General features: G+C 70.2%; 15 protein-coding genes and 3 pseudogenes. 8 read left to right on the top strand and 10 right to left on the bottom strand.

Annotation, left to right across the window (positions count from 1 at the left end; genetic code table 11):
* Positions 1-95 precede the first annotated feature (95 nt).
* From AB0I73_RS22825 to AB0I73_RS22840, 4 genes and pseudogenes are all read right to left on the bottom strand, one after another.
* Positions 96-356 (bottom strand): annotated as a pseudogene (locus tag AB0I73_RS22825) (deaminase); the annotation flags it as partial.
* 129 nt (positions 357-485) lie between these two features.
* Positions 486-1,634, bottom strand: a pseudogene (locus tag AB0I73_RS22830) (IS630 family transposase); the annotation flags it as partial.
* 113 nt (positions 1,635-1,747) lie between these two features.
* Positions 1,748-1,978: a hypothetical protein gene (locus tag AB0I73_RS22835; RefSeq protein WP_363040109.1), complete on the bottom strand. Its 231-nt coding sequence runs from the start codon at positions 1,976-1,978 to the stop codon at positions 1,748-1,750.
* A gap of 97 nt (positions 1,979-2,075) precedes the next feature.
* Positions 2,076-2,216 carry a hypothetical protein gene (locus AB0I73_RS22840; protein WP_363040111.1) on the bottom strand — a complete coding sequence of 47 codons (141 nt, stop codon included), beginning with the start codon at positions 2,214-2,216 and terminating at the stop codon, positions 2,076-2,078.
* Between the two features lie 281 nt (positions 2,217-2,497).
* Here AB0I73_RS22840 and AB0I73_RS22845 point away from each other — a divergent pair, with 281 nt between their 5' ends.
* From AB0I73_RS22845 to AB0I73_RS22855, 3 genes are read left to right on the top strand one after another with little or no spacing between them, the layout of a single operon-like run.
* Positions 2,498-3,577, top strand: a complete 1,080-nt coding sequence (locus tag AB0I73_RS22845; RefSeq protein WP_363040113.1) for a site-specific integrase — start codon at positions 2,498-2,500, stop codon at positions 3,575-3,577.
* Positions 3,574-3,906 (top strand): helix-turn-helix transcriptional regulator, encoded by a 333-nt coding sequence (locus AB0I73_RS22850; protein ID WP_363040115.1) that lies wholly within the window; start codon positions 3,574-3,576, stop codon positions 3,904-3,906. The genes AB0I73_RS22845 and AB0I73_RS22850 overlap by 4 nt, the downstream gene beginning before the upstream one ends.
* A gap of 4 nt (positions 3,907-3,910) precedes the next feature.
* A complete protein-coding gene (locus tag AB0I73_RS22855) occupies positions 3,911-5,533 on the top strand; it encodes a hypothetical protein (protein WP_363040117.1) in 1,623 nt (540 codons plus the stop codon).
* 70 nt (positions 5,534-5,603) lie between these two features.
* Here AB0I73_RS22855 and AB0I73_RS22860 read toward each other — a convergent pair whose 3' ends face one another.
* Positions 5,604-5,969 (bottom strand): nuclear transport factor 2 family protein, encoded by a 366-nt coding sequence (locus AB0I73_RS22860; protein WP_363040119.1) that lies wholly within the window; start codon positions 5,967-5,969, stop codon positions 5,604-5,606.
* 98 nt (positions 5,970-6,067) lie between these two features.
* Between AB0I73_RS22860 and AB0I73_RS22865 the strand changes: the two genes are divergently transcribed.
* Both AB0I73_RS22865 and AB0I73_RS22870 read left to right on the top strand, forming a co-directional pair.
* A complete protein-coding gene (locus tag AB0I73_RS22865) occupies positions 6,068-7,009 on the top strand; it encodes a LysR substrate-binding domain-containing protein (protein WP_363040121.1) in 942 nt (313 codons plus the stop codon).
* A 149-nt stretch (positions 7,010-7,158) separates the two neighbouring features.
* Positions 7,159-7,395: pseudogene (locus AB0I73_RS22870) on the top strand (Tn3 family transposase); the annotation flags it as partial.
* A gap of 99 nt (positions 7,396-7,494) precedes the next feature.
* On the opposite strand, the gene AB0I73_RS22875 reads toward AB0I73_RS22870, so the two are convergent.
* Both AB0I73_RS22875 and AB0I73_RS22880 read right to left on the bottom strand, forming a co-directional pair.
* Positions 7,495-8,079 (bottom strand): DinB family protein, encoded by a 585-nt coding sequence (locus AB0I73_RS22875; protein ID WP_363040123.1) that lies wholly within the window; start codon positions 8,077-8,079, stop codon positions 7,495-7,497.
* Positions 8,080-8,207: 128 nt separating this feature from the next.
* The gene (locus tag AB0I73_RS22880) at positions 8,208-9,524 is read right to left on the bottom strand and encodes an MFS transporter (RefSeq protein ID WP_363040125.1); all 1,317 of its coding nucleotides are present in this window, start codon (positions 9,522-9,524) and stop codon (positions 8,208-8,210) included.
* A gap of 89 nt (positions 9,525-9,613) precedes the next feature.
* Between AB0I73_RS22880 and AB0I73_RS22885 the strand changes: the two genes are divergently transcribed.
* Positions 9,614-10,594 (top strand): winged helix-turn-helix domain-containing protein, encoded by a 981-nt coding sequence (locus AB0I73_RS22885; RefSeq protein WP_363040127.1) that lies wholly within the window; start codon positions 9,614-9,616, stop codon positions 10,592-10,594.
* A 449-nt stretch (positions 10,595-11,043) separates the two neighbouring features.
* The gene (locus AB0I73_RS22890) at positions 11,044-11,856 is read left to right on the top strand and encodes a recombinase family protein (RefSeq protein ID WP_363040216.1); all 813 of its coding nucleotides are present in this window, start codon (positions 11,044-11,046) and stop codon (positions 11,854-11,856) included.
* A 271-nt stretch (positions 11,857-12,127) separates the two neighbouring features.
* On the opposite strand, the gene AB0I73_RS22895 is transcribed toward AB0I73_RS22890, so the two are convergent.
* A complete protein-coding gene (locus AB0I73_RS22895; RefSeq protein ID WP_363040129.1) occupies positions 12,128-12,589 on the bottom strand; it encodes a pyridoxamine 5'-phosphate oxidase family protein in 462 nt (153 codons plus the stop codon).
* A gap of 192 nt (positions 12,590-12,781) precedes the next feature.
* Between AB0I73_RS22895 and AB0I73_RS22900 the strand changes: the two genes are divergently transcribed.
* Positions 12,782-13,861 carry an adenosine deaminase gene (locus tag AB0I73_RS22900; protein ID WP_363040130.1) on the top strand — a complete coding sequence of 360 codons (1,080 nt, stop codon included), beginning with the start codon at positions 12,782-12,784 and terminating at the stop codon, positions 13,859-13,861.
* On the opposite strand, the gene AB0I73_RS22905 is transcribed toward AB0I73_RS22900, so the two are convergent.
* Together AB0I73_RS22905 and AB0I73_RS22910 are read right to left on the bottom strand one after the other, a co-directional pair.
* Positions 13,843-14,358, bottom strand: coding sequence for a DUF664 domain-containing protein (locus tag AB0I73_RS22905; protein ID WP_363040132.1), 516 nt, complete (start codon positions 14,356-14,358; stop codon positions 13,843-13,845). The genes AB0I73_RS22900 and AB0I73_RS22905 overlap by 19 nt on opposite strands.
* Before the next feature lie 64 nt (positions 14,359-14,422).
* Entirely contained in the window at positions 14,423-15,307 is an 885-nt protein-coding gene (locus tag AB0I73_RS22910) for a LysR substrate-binding domain-containing protein (RefSeq protein WP_363040134.1), read from the bottom strand.
* Positions 15,308-15,316 lie beyond the last annotated feature (9 nt).

A 15,316-nucleotide genomic window follows, 5' to 3' on the forward strand; every position in this document is an offset into this window, starting at 1 on the left:
GCCCGAGCTGCCCTCGTCCTGCTCCAGCTCGAACACGGTCGCACCGCCTGAACGAAGATCACAAAACGTCACGAGACATTACCGAGAAGAGTTCAGGGCCCGCGCTGGGGCCCGAACTTGTTGCGGCCCATGATCTCGGCACCGATGTTGTGGGCGAAATCCCGGGTGAAGTAGTCGTCAAGACCTCGGCTCCCCCCGGGGTCGGTGCGCCCGGGCCAGCTTGCCGTGGCGCCGGCCCAGGCGAACAGCCTTCCGGGATCGACGTGTCCGAACGGCCTCTCCAGGCTCTGGTCCTCACCGGCACCGATCCCGTCACTCGAGACGGTGAAGTTCTGGACTCTCAGTAGCTGAGCCATCTGTTTCTCCTGTGTTGTCGACAACGGTGGTGAGACTCTCCGGGCCGAAAAAACTCATCGCTGCGCCCGCGACCGGCCAGAAATTGGGCTACCTGCCGCCCTGACCTGGGAGGTTCGCATGGTCGGACAGGCTGCGGATGTGAGGGGGCGTCCGCCCCAGCGGATGCCCTTCTCGCCGCGGATGCGGGCGCGTTCCTTGCGCTGGGCGGCGAGCAGGTCGGGGTGGCGGGCGTTGGCGTTGCGCCAGCGCAGACAGGCGTGCAGGGCCCGGGTCCGGGACACGTGGTTGGGGTGGTGGGAGTTGGCCAGGGTGAACTGCCGCAGCGGTCCGAAATGGGCCTCGATCGGGTTGGCCCAGGAGGCGTAGGTCGGCGTGAAGCACAGCTCGACCTTGTGCTTCTTGGCCCATCGGCGGATGTCCGCGCCGGTGTGTGCGGAGAGGTTGTCCAAGATGATGTAGATGGGGGCGCCGTCGGGCCGGGCGGCGCGGATCGACTGCAGCGCGGCCAGGCTGTTGGCGGTGCCCTCGCGGCGGCGGTTGACGCCCCACAAGCGGTCGTCGCCGACGGAGTAGCAGCCGTGGAAGTAGGTGACGCCGTGGGTGCGGCGGTGGGTTGCCGGCAGCCGGTTCGGCTTGCCCCGCGCCGCCCAGCCCGAGCCGGCGATGGGCCGATGCCCAGCGGGCCGAACTCGTCGGAGGCGAAAACCCGGTCCGGGAAACGGTGAAGGACCTCCTCGACCCGGTCCAGTTTCGCCTCGCGGTCGGGGTCGGGGGACTCCTTCCAGGTCTTGGTGCGCTGGAAGGTGATGCCGCAGCGCCGGAGCAGGCACCGTAAGGCCTCGCGGCCGATGCGGATGCCCCGGCCGTGCACCCGGCGCGGGTAGGCGGCGAGTTCGCGGATCGACCAGCGGGTGAAGGGCCGACCGAGCTTGGTGGGACGAGTGGTGGCCGTCTGGACGCCGAAGTTCTCGTCGTCAGGGGTGAGCAGGCTGGGGGTACCCCCGGGCGGAGCCTGGAGAGGGAGGACGGCCTCCCGCCCATCGAGGGTCCAGGCAGCCCAGACCGATCTCGGTGAACCGGTGGATCACTCCCCGCACCGTGTCCTCGTCGGCCTGGACCAGCCGCGCGATCACCGGGACACGGTTCCCGCCCACCGAGGCCGGCAGCATCATCGCGCGCCGGTAGCGCACCGAGCCAGTACTGCCGGGGCGCACGATCTGCTGCAGCTTCTGCCCCTCCTGAGCGGTCGGTCTGCGCACACGGACAGGCTCGGCCACCGCGCCTCCAACGGTCGGATCGGACGTCACCGCCCATCCGACCGCCACGACCACCAACCTCGCGAACCTATGCGGTCACAGCACTAGGCAACGGGAGGTCCTGATAGAAGTCGTTACTCCTCGTGCGGCATGGGTGCCGGTTCGGCCTCCTCCATGCGGCGGTCGGTCCAGTACTCCTCTACGTCGCGCTGGTCGTGCTGAACCTCGGAGGTCGAGGTGTCACTCCCGGGCTCAGGCGGAGAGCCCGGGGACTCGGACGTGTCCTGACGGAGTGCGACGACGGTGGCCAGAGCCGCAGCGACGCCTGCGGTGACGACGAGGGCGCGGATGCCGGGGCGCTTCATGGGCGACCTCCTCAGCCAGTGCGGAGCCGTACGGGAACAGCACTCACCCCGCCACGCTACTGGCTGTGCGGCGGGGTGAACACCGATCCGCTGGATGTCAGGTGACGGAGCCCTGGCCGTCGAACATCTGCTTGACGCTGTCGCCGAAGTAGGAACTCCGGTTCACCCCGACGGAGTTGACGGTGCTCGTGACTCCGTTGGTCTGGTCCAGCCCCGAGGACTGGCCGAACACGCGCATCCACGGGCCGCCGCTGGAGCCGCCGCCGAAGTCACAGCCAAGCGCCGGCTTGCCGCCGGAGTCCGAGGTCCGGCCCTCGCAATACCACTGGACCTCGCCGTTGTCCTTGTGTGCGACATCCCGTGAGTTCCCCTGAGCCCGGCTGAGTCCCCGAGCCCGTGGCCAGGGGGTTCTTTCTCCTTCGGGTGCTCTGCCGCTCTGTGACGTAACTTCGGGATTCTTGAAGCGTTCTCACCTCGTCCGACCGATCCGCGGTCGGAACGAAGGCGAGGAGGCTCGGGTTGGCAGCGCTGGCGGTCGTACGGGACCTGCGTGAGCACTGGGCGCCCGCGTCGGCGGAGGAGCTGGAGCGGTTCGAGACCGACGTGCTGTCCGGGTTCGTTCTCGCACGGGCCTCGGCGGGACTGGCGGGCGGCACGATCCGCGGGGATGTCGGGCACCTGGAGCAGATCAGGGCCTGGTTCGGCCGACCGCTGTGGGACATGGAGCCGGCCGACACCAACACGTACTTCGGCAAGGTGCTGCGTGGCTCGCCGAGCGGCACCCGGCTGGGCCGGTCACAGGCGCTGAGCACGTACTTCCTGTTCCTGGAGCTACGGCACAAGGTCGAACTCCACCGGATGACCGGCCGGGTGGTCGAGTGCCCGATCGACGAGATGAACCGGCCGCGCGGGGCCAAGGACGCGGCTCTGCGGATCCCCCCGACCGGGCCGGAGGTCGGGACGCTGTTCACCGGCTGGGGCGGCGAGCTGGCCACCTGCCGCAAGTTCGCCCCTACCGCCCGGAACTACACCGCGGCAAAGCTGATGTCCCAGGTCGGCCTGCGGGTCAGCGAGGCGTGCAAGCTCGACCTGGCGGACATCAAGTGGGACCTGGGGCGCTTCGGCAAGCTCCACGTCCGCCATGGCAAGGGCGCCCGCGGTTCGGGCCCGCGCGAGCGGATGGTTCCGCTGATCAACGGCGCCGACCGCACGCTGCGGTGGTTCATCGAGGACGTGTGGGGCCAGTTCGACGATGACCACACACGCCCGGGCGCCTCGCTGTTTCCCTCCGAGCAGAAGAACGCCGACGGCTCCTCGCGCCGGGTGGGCGACGACGCCCTGCGCGGCGGGCTCAAGGACGCGGCCAAGGCACATCTGCCGGGATGGGGCGAGACGCTGACGCCGCATGTCCTGCGGCACTTCTGTGCGTCCCAACTGTATGAGAACGGGCTGGACTTGCTCGCAATTCAGGAGGTTTTGGGGCATTCCTGGATCGCTACGACGATGCGGTACGTCCACGTCCAGCAGACCCGGGTCGAAGACGCCTGGGCCGCCGGGACCGAGCGAGCCGCGAAGCGGCTGGAAGGGCTGGTCCGATGAGGTGGAACCTGCGGCTGACCGCCGCGAACAAGGGTGTCTGGAAGGCGTCCGAACTCCAACGAAGCCTGGCCGAGCACGGGTTGGTGATCTCGGCGGGGAAGATGTCCGGGCTGTGGTCCGGTCAGCCGGTCTCGCTCAAGCTGGAGGACCTGGACGTCATCTGCGTGGTCCTCGACTGCGAGATCGGTGACCTGTTGATCCCCGAGCCGGAGAAGGTCCGCCGCCCGGGGCAGGCGGAGGGGACGGAGCGAGCCGTGGTCGGGACGGGGACCGCCGCACGAGCGGTGGTCCCCAGGCGCCGGGGTGGCCGGTCGCTGCCGCCGGAGTGAGTCGGTGGCACGGTTCCCGAAGGGCTACGTCAAGCCCCCCGACTCCTGTGAGAGCTGCCTGGCCTGGGGAAACTTCAGCGGCCGCCTCTGCCCCACGTGCTACATGTTCGGTCGCGGCCACGATGCGGCCACATGCACCGGCTGCCGCCGCATCCAGCCACTGAAGTGGAACTATTGCCGCCTGTGCTGGTGCCAGGCCCGCCTCAGCGCGAAGGCCGTCGCCGGCCAGCCGGCAGACGAGACGGACGTGCGGGAGCGGCTCGCCGCCGTCCGGCACCACCAGCTGTTCTTCGTCGGGATGCACTACCGCAGACGGTCGACACCCTCGGCACGGCGGCGCGGAGGACAGCGGGGAGCCCCGCGCAAGCCGCCGCCCGCACCGGCCTGGCGCCCGGCTCCCGGCTGGCGGCAGTTTCCGTTGTTCGAGCAGTTCCCCCGTGACTACAGCCGACTCACCCTGGCCGACGCCGACCTGGCCGGCCCCTGGCTTACCTGGGCGAAGTATCTCGCCCACCGGCTCGCCGAGGCCCGTGGCTGGGGGCGTACCATCCGCTTCGCCGTCAACCGGGGCCTGGCCCTCGTTCTCACCGGGTACGTCGAGGGCGACGTCATCCGGCACACAGAGATCTTCACCCCGCTGCGGGCCCTGGGCCTGCCGGTCGGCCACACCGTCACGGTCCTGGAGGAGGTGGGGATCTTCGAGGACGACAGTGAACCCTCCTTCGAACGCTGGCTCGCCGCGAGGCTGAAGGGTCTCGCACTCGGCATCCGTTCGGAGGCCGAGCGGTGGACCCGCGTCCTGCGGGACGGCGGCCCCCGCAGCCTCCCGCGACGACAGGGCACGGTCTGGCTCTACCTCAACCGGGTCCGCCCGGCCCTGCTGGACTGGTCGAACGGCTACGACCATCTGCGGGAAGTGACCCGCGCCGATGTCCTCACCTACATCAAGACACTGCACGGCCACCAGCGGCACGACCAACTGGTCGCCCTGCGCTCGCTGTTCACCTGGGCCAAGCAAAACGGACTGGTCTTCCGCAATCCCACCAGTCGGATCAAGGTCGGGCAGTACGAGTACGCCGTGCTGCAACCACTCGTCCCCGACCAGGTCGACCGCTCCGTCGCGGCGGCCACCACCCCGGCGACGCGGCTCATCCTCGCCCTCGCGGCGGTCCACGCCGCCCGGGTCGCCCAGATCGCCACCCTCATGCTCGACGACGTCGACCTCGGCAACCGCCGGCTGACCATCGCCGGACGCGTCCGCCCGCTCGACGACCTCACCCTGAAGCTGCTGCTGGACTGGCTGGAGCACCGGCGCAGCCGGTGGCCGAACACCGCGAACCTCCACCTGCTGATCAACAACCAGACCGCCAACACCACCGGTCGCGCCAGCAACCACTGGATCAGCGCTGCGATGCGCGGCCAGGACGCGACCCTGGAGAAACTCCGCGTCGACCGCCAACTCGAAGAGGCCATGATCAAGGGCCCTGACCCACTCCATCTCGCGGAGGTCTTCGGCCTCGACGAGAAGACCGCGATGCGCTACGCGGACTCCGCTCGCGCTCTCATGGAACGGCCCCTGGAAACCGACCCCGCAACTTCACCACGAACCCGCGGATCAACTCCTTGACACCGGGGGCACCGACCCCCGGGGCCACGCCCAGCAGCCTTCGGTTCCGCGAGATCACGGAGGCGAGGGGTCAGCGGGTGGGTGGGACGAACTCGGGCTGGTCGAGCAGGCGCAGCCAGCTGCCGTCAGGCTGGCGCCGGACGACCTGCGCCCGGGCACCGGCCCCGTCCTTCGGCGGGGTCGAGGTGAGGGCGATGTCGCCGCTGATCAGCGTCGGCAGCGGTTGTTCCGGCTCGAAACGGGGACGGTTGGCCAGCACCTTCTCCCACAGCGCACGAATCGCCTCCCGGCCCACCGTCCGGTCGCCGGGCGGGTAGGCCATCACCGCACCCTCTTCGTACAGTGCGGCGACCCCGGCCGCGTCACCGGCGTTGGATCGTTCGACGAACAAGTGGGTGATGTCCTCGGGCCGCATGGCCTTCTCGTACTTTGGCATGAGTTCCTCCTGACGTCGGGCTTCGGCGCTTTCCAGCGTGGCCGCCCACTGTCCAGAAGTCCAACAGATGGATTTCATGGAAGCTAGAATTCACAGTCATGGAACTGAGGCAACTGGAATACTTCGTCGCGGTCGCCGAGGAGCAGAACTTCACCCGGGCGGCCGAGCGGGTGCACATCAGCCAGTCCGGCGTCAGCGCCCAGATCCGTCAGCTGGAACGGGAACTCGGGGCCGAGCTGTTCGACCGGTCGGCCCGCACCGTCACCCTCACCGTCGCGGGAAAGGCCGCACTCGAACACGCCCGCGCCGCACTCGCCGCCGCTGGGGCGGTCGGCCAGGCGGTGGGCGAGGTGACCGATCTGATCCGGGGGCGCCTCACCGTCGGGATGGTCATCGGCTGCACCCTCACCCCGCTGTTCGACGCCCTCGCCGCGTTCCACCAGGCACATCCCGGTGTGGAGATCTCACTGCTGGAGGACAGCTCCGACCGGCTCGTCGAGAAGGTGCGCACCGGCACCGTCGACCTGGCACTCATCGGGGCCGCAACCGCCACCCCCGACGGGCTGGACGCGCTGACCATCATCAGCGAGCGGCTCGTCGCGGCGGTCCCGGCCGGGCACCCCCTGGCGAAACAGCGACGGGTCACCCTGCGCGACCTGATCGCCCACCCGATCGTGTGCATGCCGCCCGGCACCGGCCTGCGCACGGTATTCGACCAGGCCTGCGCCGCACAGAGCCTCCAACCCGCGATCACTCTGCAAGCCAGCGCCGCGGACGCCATTGCCGACCTCGCCGCCCGCGGGCTCGCCGTCGCCGTCCTCAGCGACTCCATGGCCGCGAGCTACCGCGACCGGCTCACCGCCCGCACCATCGATGACGTGGATACACCCGCATTGCTCGCCCTGATCTGGAAGAACATGCACAGCCCGGGGATGCGTCAGCTGCTCGTGCACAGCCGGCAAGCATTCACCAAGCCCGACCCCGCGACTTCACCGCGAACCCACGGGCCCACCCCTGACATCAGGGCGACAGACCCTTGAGTTCCCGCCGAAGTGCCTTCAGTTTTCGCGAACTCGCGGGACTCAGCGGGTGTGAGTAGTTGCGGTGCAGAAAGTGCCGCTGAGATTGATCACGCGTGGCCGGTACGTGTGCGGAAAACCGTGTCACCAGTCGCAAAGGAATGACACCCCTGAACGCTGTTGTGCTCTGGACGACGAAGTACATCGACGCCGCGGTCGCCCAACTGCGTGCCGAGGGCCACGAGATCAGCGATGAGGATGTCGCCCGCCTGTCCCCGCTGAAGTTCAAGAACCTCAACGTCCTGGGCCGCTACAGCTTCACCCCCTCCACCCCGCCCCAGGGCCTGCGCCCGCTGCGCGACCCGGACGCGCCCGAGCTGGACGAGGACGACGAAGGCGCGGACTGAACGCCCACATCGGGTGACGCGGGCATATCAGGTGGCCGGGTGCTCGGAAATCGCAAGCGCAGGTAGGGGAGCCGACGCCAGGCTGCCCGATATGTTCGACTAAGCCTTGATTGATGAGACCAACCTGGCGGCCTGCTCGATCTTCGCGCAGTGGGCTGCACGGGCTTCTTCGTCGATCTGCTGCTCGTGTTCGGCGCGCGACCCGGTCCGGCCGTCGAGGCCCTCGCGCAGGATATCGGCGTGCCCGGCATGCCGGATGGACTCGCCGAGGACATGGACCATGATGGCGAACAGGTTCGTGTTGGGATAAGGCTCCGGCCACCACGGCACGCGGCCGGGGGCGTCGAGGGGAAGCTCGTTGATCGTCGCGTCCGAGTGTTCCCACGTGCGCCGGTAGAACCCGATGATCTGATCGCGGGTCTCGTCCTCGGTCGCCCACAGATCGCTGCCGTCGGAGTCCTGCCACCGGGACAGCGGTTCCGGGGAAGGGCGGTCGAAGACCTCGCCGAAGTACCTGGCCTCGACAGTGGCCACGTGTTTGACCAGGCCGAGGAGGTTGCTCCCGGTCGCCGTCAGAGGTCGGCGGGCGTCGTATTCGGACAAGCCGTCGAGTTTCCAGAGCAGCGCCTCGCGGTCCCGCCGCAGTCTCCCGTGCAGGTTGTCCTTTGCGAATTCATCGATCATGCGGCATGAACCTTCCATGGGCTGCTCGTAGTCTCAAGATCCCGTACGTGGTCCGCAACGGCTGGCAGAGAGACGTGGGGGTGGAGGTGGGGTGCGTGACGGCTCACGGCCGACCCGACCTGCGACGGTTACTGCGCAGGAGAACTACACGCATGCTGTTCGGTGCCGTTCGCTGATCCCGTTGAGGAGTTCGGGACGGGGACCGAGGAGGTGGACGGATGCCAGGTGAGAATCCAGCCGGCGGTCAGCACCGCCGCGCCGCCTGCCAGGGCGATTGCGCCGCCTGTTCCAATGCCTGCGGCCACCGAGCCCAAGCAAACCGGCCCGACTCCCTGCAGCGTCATGCTGCCGGAGCCGAGCAAGCCGAAGGCCTGGCCCTGGCCATCCTGCGGCAGGGCGTCCAGGAACGGCCGTTGCAGGCCGAGACCGTAGGCGAATCCGAAGCCGCAGAGCAGCAGCAGACAGGACGAGACGCCCACTCCGGGCTCGGCGGCGAAGCCGACCAGCGGCAGCCCCGCCAGCGCAATCAACGGGACGACCAGTCGCTCCCGGGTGGGTGGCCGTAGCAGTCGACCCACCATCAGGTCACCGACCAGCATGCCGACCGGCAGACAGCCCATCAGCACCGCGTACCAGCCGGACGCGAAGTGGCGTTCTCCCGCGTAGGCGACGATGAGGCCTTCCGCGCCCGCTACGAGCGCGGGCGGTAGCCACTGGGCCAGCATCAGTCGTCGCACTGTGCGTCCGCGCAGCAGCAGGCCGGCACCGTGCAGGCTCGCACGGACGGCCCCGCCATCGCCCCGAGCGCTGCCGGGTGTGCCGCCGAACTCTCCCGGCTGCAGCCGGGGCAGCCGGATGCGGACAGCAAGCGCGCAGCCGAGGTAGAGGACGGCGCTGACCGCGAGCGCCCGGCGTGGACCGAGTGCCGCGACGACCGCACCTCCCAGCGCCAGGCCGAACAATTGCGCGCCGGAGCCAGCGATGTTGTTCAGTGACCGGCCCAGTACATAGGCGTCGCCCTCCAGCGACTGCGCGACCAGCCGACTCGACGCGCCGTGAAATACCGGTGTGGCGAGGGCGACCAGCGCCACGACACCGAGGCTTGCCGCGATCGGCATCCGCACCAGGGCGAGCAGCAGGGCGGCGGCGCACGTCAAGGCGTAGCCGCCGGTGATGAGCGCGCGGGGCGGCAGCCGGTCGGCCAGTGAGCCCAGCAACAGCGAGCCGAACAGCTGCGGGATGAAGCCGATGCCGAAGGCCACTGCGCTCAGCAGCGGGGAGCCGGTGGCCGAGAAGACCAGAACCGAGAACGTGGTGATCCGCAGCGCGTCCGCAGTGATCGAGACGGCGCGGGTCGAGAAGAGCAGCCGGAATCGCGGCTCGGCCAGCACCTCCCGGTAGGTGGCGCGGTGGTTGCCCTGTGCGGGCTCGGCGGTCGGGGTCATGACGCCCAGCCTCGCCGTGCGCCCACCCCACCCAACAATGATTCGTCGCTCGACGAATCGGAACGGACGTCCTGCGGTAACGTCGCAGGGTGCTCCGCTTCGAAGTCTCCGTCGAGGCCCTGCTGCGCAGCCGCTTCGCACTCTCCCCCGCGATGGACCTCTGCTTCCTGCTGCGCTCGCTCGCCGGCCAAGACCGGCCACTGCCGCGAGCCTGGGCCACCCGGCTCCTGCCGGCCTTCGAACGGCTTCGCCGCGAGACCGAACTGAACGCCGTCCTCGCCCTGCACAGCTCCCGATCCGGACCGAACTTCGTCGCCCCGCCCCCGCGCGGCCTCAACCAGACCTGGTCAGACGACCTGGCCATGATCCGGGCCACACCGCTGGAAGCGGCCCGCCACGAATTCGCCACCAACGCGACCGGCCCGTCCGCCCGCGATCCCCGCGTACGCGCAGTGCTGGACTCGACGGACGCCGTCTCCAGGATCGCCGAGGCGATGGACCAGGCCTGGCACGAACTGCTCGCCATGGACTGGCCGCAACTGCGAGCGATCTGTGAGCGCGACGTCGTGCACCGGGTGGGTGTGATCGGCGAACGCGGATGGGTCACGACCATCGAGAGCCTGCACCCGAGCATCGCCTGGCAAGCCGGCGGCATCGAGATCGGCCACTTCCCCCAAGTCGGAACAGTCCGCCTCGCCGGCGACGGGCTCCTGCTGATCCCTTCGGTCTTCGTCGCGAATATCGCCGCCCACCTGGAAGACCCCTGGCCCAGGACCTTGATCTATCGTGCCCGCGGCACCGCCGTCCTGTGGGGCGAACAGGAGAGCGTCCCCCGACCGGACGCCCTGACCGCTCTGGTCGGCCGGTCCCGAGCCCGGCTGCTGTTGGCGCTGGACGCCCCGGCCAGTACCAGCCACCTCGCCCGAAGCCTCGCCATGACACCCGGTGCGGTAGGAGACCACCTCGCCATCCTGCGAGGCGCGGGACTGCTCGTCCGCGCCCGGTCCGGACGGTCGGTGCTCTACCGGCGCACCCCGCTCGGCGAGGCGCTGGTCGCCGGTTCGGGCTGAGGGCTCAGGTCAGCACTGCTTTTCTCACAAACAGTCCTTTGCGCGAGCAAGATCAATAACCGTCGCGAGACTCCCGCCGATCCCGGATTCTTTCTCATACCCCGTTCTCACTCAAAAGCGGGACGGACCTCCTTCCGAGACTTGCGTGGTGCGAAAATCCGGACCCGTGACAGACCCTCAGCAGCCATCCTCGTCCGGCCGGTCGGACGCGGACGACGTCGAACGGCACGCCTGTCCGAAGTGCGACGCGCAGCCCGGCTCGCCGTGCCGCTCGCGCGGCGGCGCGGTCGCCCCCGCCCACCACACCCGCCGCTTCACCATGGCCCCCCGGCTGAAGAAGGAACTGCGGGTACCAACCCCCAGCCGACCGCGACCCGGGACAGCCGTGGCGGCCCGGTACCCCGCCCCCGGCACCGATCGACCCGGCCCTGCCGAGCGCGGACATCCGTATCGGCTACGCCCGCTGCTCGACGCTCACCCAGGAACTCCAGTCCCAGCTCGACGCCCTCGCCAAGCACGGCATCGAGCGCGACAAGGTGTTTTCCGAGAAGATCAGCACCCGCGTGCGGGTCCGACCCCAGTTCGAGGCCGCGCTCGCGCTCGCCCGCCGGATCAAGGCCCACGCCCCGCACTGCCGCGTCGTCTTCACCGTGTACGAGATGAAGCGCCTCGGCCGCGACGCCGCCGAACTCACCGCGCTCGCCGACCACCTCACCGCCCACGGCCTGGTCCTGGAGATGCTCGCCGGGCCCCTGCCCGGGATGTACGACCCGAGCGGGCCGGGCCGTCTCCTGTTCGCGTTCTTCGCGGCGATGGCGGAGACCGAGCGGGAGAACATCCGGGAGTCGACCCTCGAAGGACTCGACGCGGCGGCCCGCAAGGGCAAGCACGGTGGCCGACCGCCCGTCATGACCGAGGACATGCTGCACACCGTGCTCCGGTGCCGGGCGAACGGCGATTCGGTCGAGCAGATCCAGCCCGACTTGATCATTCCCACCGGCAAACGCAAGGGCCAGGCCCCCAGCGTCGCGAGCATCTCCCGCGCGCTCACCGAGCACGAGAAGAAGGAGGCGTACCCCGAGGCCGTCGAGGCGGCGCACGCCGACTTCGCCGACCTCCAGGACGTCGACGACACCCCACGTCCCCGCCGAGTTCGCATCCGGCGCCCGGACGATCCGCTCACGCCGGGGGAAGCCGATCTCCGCCAGCGACTCCAGACCCGACCTCACCCGAACTCGGAGACCGCCACCCTGGAACCATGATCGTTCTCAGCACCAACCGCTGTACCGATGTTCCCCAAGCCCGAGGTACCCGGCGTCCGCCGCCGCGGCGACGGCCCGCAGCCGGTTCTCCAGCCGGCGGCGGAAGACCCCGGCCCCAGACGACAAACCCAACATCACACAAACGAGGCGAAGTCGAACAGGTGACGGGTTGCGGCTTCAAGGAACCAAGATCATGCCGTGGCCCCTCTTGGGCTTACCTCGGCGATCCCCCGGGAGGGTCGGCGCGGGTCCGACGCCGGGGCAAGGCGCCCTACACCAGCCAGATCCCGTCCCGCATGAGATGCCGCTCCGGCATTTCGTGCACCTCGTGCCAGGCCTGCACCGCCCGGGGGCGTACCCGGAAGAACGCGTGGGCGGCCCGGTCCGCACTCGGATCCCAGCCGGTCTTCTCCCGGAACGCCTCCGCCGCCACCCGCGGCGCCTCCCGCGCGTCGTACGTCTCCACCTCGCCGTCGATCAGGACGACGTCCCGCGTGTCGCCGAACGCGAGCCGGGCCCGGCCACCCTCCCGCAGATTGCGGCCGGTGGGGTTGGCCGGCCGGGTCGCCAGCCAGACGGCCTCGCCGTCCCACACGAACCACAGCGGCACCAGGCAGGGCAGCCCCTCGGCATCCGCCGAGGCCACCCATATGTCTGTCTCCCGCTCCAGCCGGTCCAGGACATCCCTTCGGCGCTGTTTCCGACTCCGCTGCGGTGGCTCGGTGATCTCCATACGCGGACGGTAGCCGGGCGACCCGCCCGGGCGCCTCGGACTGCCGTCGTAGGTCCTCGGGACCAGGCCCGGGGCGCCGCCGGGGGCGGGACTGGCGCGTATCGACGTTTTACGTATAACCTCTGCCGATCGACTCCACCCCGCCGGGTGACCCCGCACTTCACCACCGAACCGCTGAGGAACGCATCGTCCATGACCACGCCCCGCCTCGACACCGCCACCCTCCGCCGACTGCCCAAGGCCGTACTGCACGACCACCTCGACGGCGCCCTGCGCCCCGCCACCCTGGTGGAGCTGGCGGACACGGTCGGCCACACCCTGCCCACCACCGACGCCGACGAGCTCGCCGCCTGGTACGTCGAGGCCGCCGGCTCCGGTGACCTGGTGCGTTACATAGCCACCTTCGAGCACACCCTCGCCGTCATGCAGAGCCGCGAGGGCCTGCTGCGCACCGCCGAGGAGTACGTGCTCGACCTCGCCGCCGACGGTGTCGTCTACGGCGAGGTCCGCTACGCCCCCGAGCTGATGACCAAGGGCGGGCTGACCCTGCCCGAGGTGGTCGAGGCCGTGCAGGAGGGGCTCGCCGCCGGCATGGCCAAGGCCGCCGCCGGGGGGACGCCGGTGCGGGTCGGGACGCTGCTGTGCGGCATGCGGATGTTCGACCGGACGCGGGAGATCGCCGATCTGGTGGTGGCGTTCCGGGACACGGGCGTCGTCGGCTTCGACATCGCCGGCGCCGAGGACGGCTTCCCCGCCGCCGATCACCTGGACGCCTTCGAGCACCTGCGCCGCGAGAGCGTGCCGTTCACCATCCACGCCGGCGAGGCCCACGGCCTGCCCAGCATCCACCAGGCCCTCCAGGTGTGCGGCGCGCAGCGTCTCGGCCACGGTGTGCGGATCACCGAGGACATCCCCGACCTCGCGGCCGGCAAGCTCGGCCGGCTCGCGGGCTGGGTCCGTGACCGCCGGGTCGCGCTGGAGATGTGCCCCACCTCCAACATCCAGACCGGCGCCGCCGACTCGATCGCCACGCACCCCATCACCGCGCTGAAGGACCTCGGCTTCCGGGTCACCCTCAACACCGACAACCGGCTGGTGTCCGGCACCACCATGACCCGCGAGATGTCCCTGCTGGTGGAGCAGGCGGGATGGACGGCCCGGGACCTGCGGACCGTCACGGTCAACGCCGTCAAGAGCGCGTTCCTCCCGTTCGACGAGCGCAACGCCCTCCTGAGGGACGTGGTGCTGCCCGGCTACGAGTCCGTGCTCTGAAGGAGCCCGCGCACATAGGCCGCCTGTCCGGCGTGCTGGAGGCCGTCGGACAGGACGCTGACCAGCCGCACCCCGAGGCTCACCGGTGGGTCCCAGCGCTCGTCCACGATGCGCTCCAGGTCCTCGGCCCGCAGTGCGCGCAGCGCCCCCAGGCTCTGCGCGTGCACCGCGTCGTGATAGCCGGTCAGCAGGTCGGCCGAGTCGACCCGCACCTCGGCGACCCGCGCCGGAGTATGGCCGTACCCGGTGTCACCGCGGGGCAGACCGAGCGCGAACCGTTTCTCGAAGCCCTGGGCGAGCCACACCTGGTCGAGCCCGAAGGCGTCCGCGACGTGGTCGTCCTGGATCCGGGTGAGGTGCCAGACCAGCCAGGCGATGGAGTTGGTGCCGGGCGCGGGCCGGGCGTTGAGGACCTCGGGGCCGAGCCCGGCCACCGCGGCGTGGACTTCTTCGCGGATCCTGCCGAAGCCGTCGATGAGGATGTCCTTGGCATGCATGGGTCCACCCTCGCGCATCCCGCCCCCGCCCGCGCCCTGTCCCCCGTGGGGGTCCCGGCCGCGCTCACGCGTCCGCGTCGTCCAGCAGGGCCATCAGCGCCCGCGCGGCGGGGCTGGTGGCCGCCGCCGGCGGGAGCAGCGCCACGGTCTCGTACACCGGCTCACCGGTGTCCTTGAGCGGCAGCGCGGTCAGCGCCTCACGCTTGTGCCGGAAGTGCTGGGGGACGACGGCGATGCCTAGGTTCTCGTCGACCAGGTCCAGGAGGCTGTGCACGTCGTTCACCTCCAGCGCGACCGTGCGCCGTACCCCCGCGGCGGCGAACGCGGTGTCGGTGGCCCGGCGCGGCCCCCAGTCGGGATGGAAGTCCACGAATACCTCGCCGCCCAGGTCGTGCGGGTTCAGCGGCGCCCCGGCCCGCGCGAGCCGGTGCCCGGGATGGCACAGCACGGTCATCGGCTCACCGGCCAGCGCCACCGGCCGCAACCGGTCCGGGTCCGCCTGGGTCCGGTAGGCGAAGGCCAGGTCGAGGCGTCCCGCCGCGACCTCCTCGGCCAGTGCCGCCGAACCCCCCTGCCGCAGCCGGATCTCCACGTCCGGATGGCGCCGCCGGAACGCGGCCAGCAGCTTCGCCACGTGCACCCCGGCGATGCACTGCTCGGTGCCCACCGCGAGCGTGCCGCGCAGCACGCCCTGCACCGCGGCCACCGCCTCGTGCGCGGCCCGCACCTGGGCCAGGACGCGCTCGGCCTCCACCAGCAGGGCCCGTCCGGCCTCCGTCAGCGTCACCCTCCGGGTCGTCCGTACGAACAGCGGCGTCTGCAGCTCGCGCTCCAGTGCGCGGATCGACGCCGACAGGCCCGACTGGGAGACCAGCAGCCGCTCCGCCGCCCGGGTGAAGTGCTGCTCCTCGGCGACGACGACGAAATGCTGAAGGTGGCGCAGTTCCATGATTGAGAA

Origin of the sequence: Streptomyces sp. NPDC050388, assembly GCF_040655635.1 — a bacterium.
Taxonomy (GTDB): domain Bacteria; phylum Actinomycetota; class Actinomycetes; order Streptomycetales; family Streptomycetaceae; genus Streptomyces.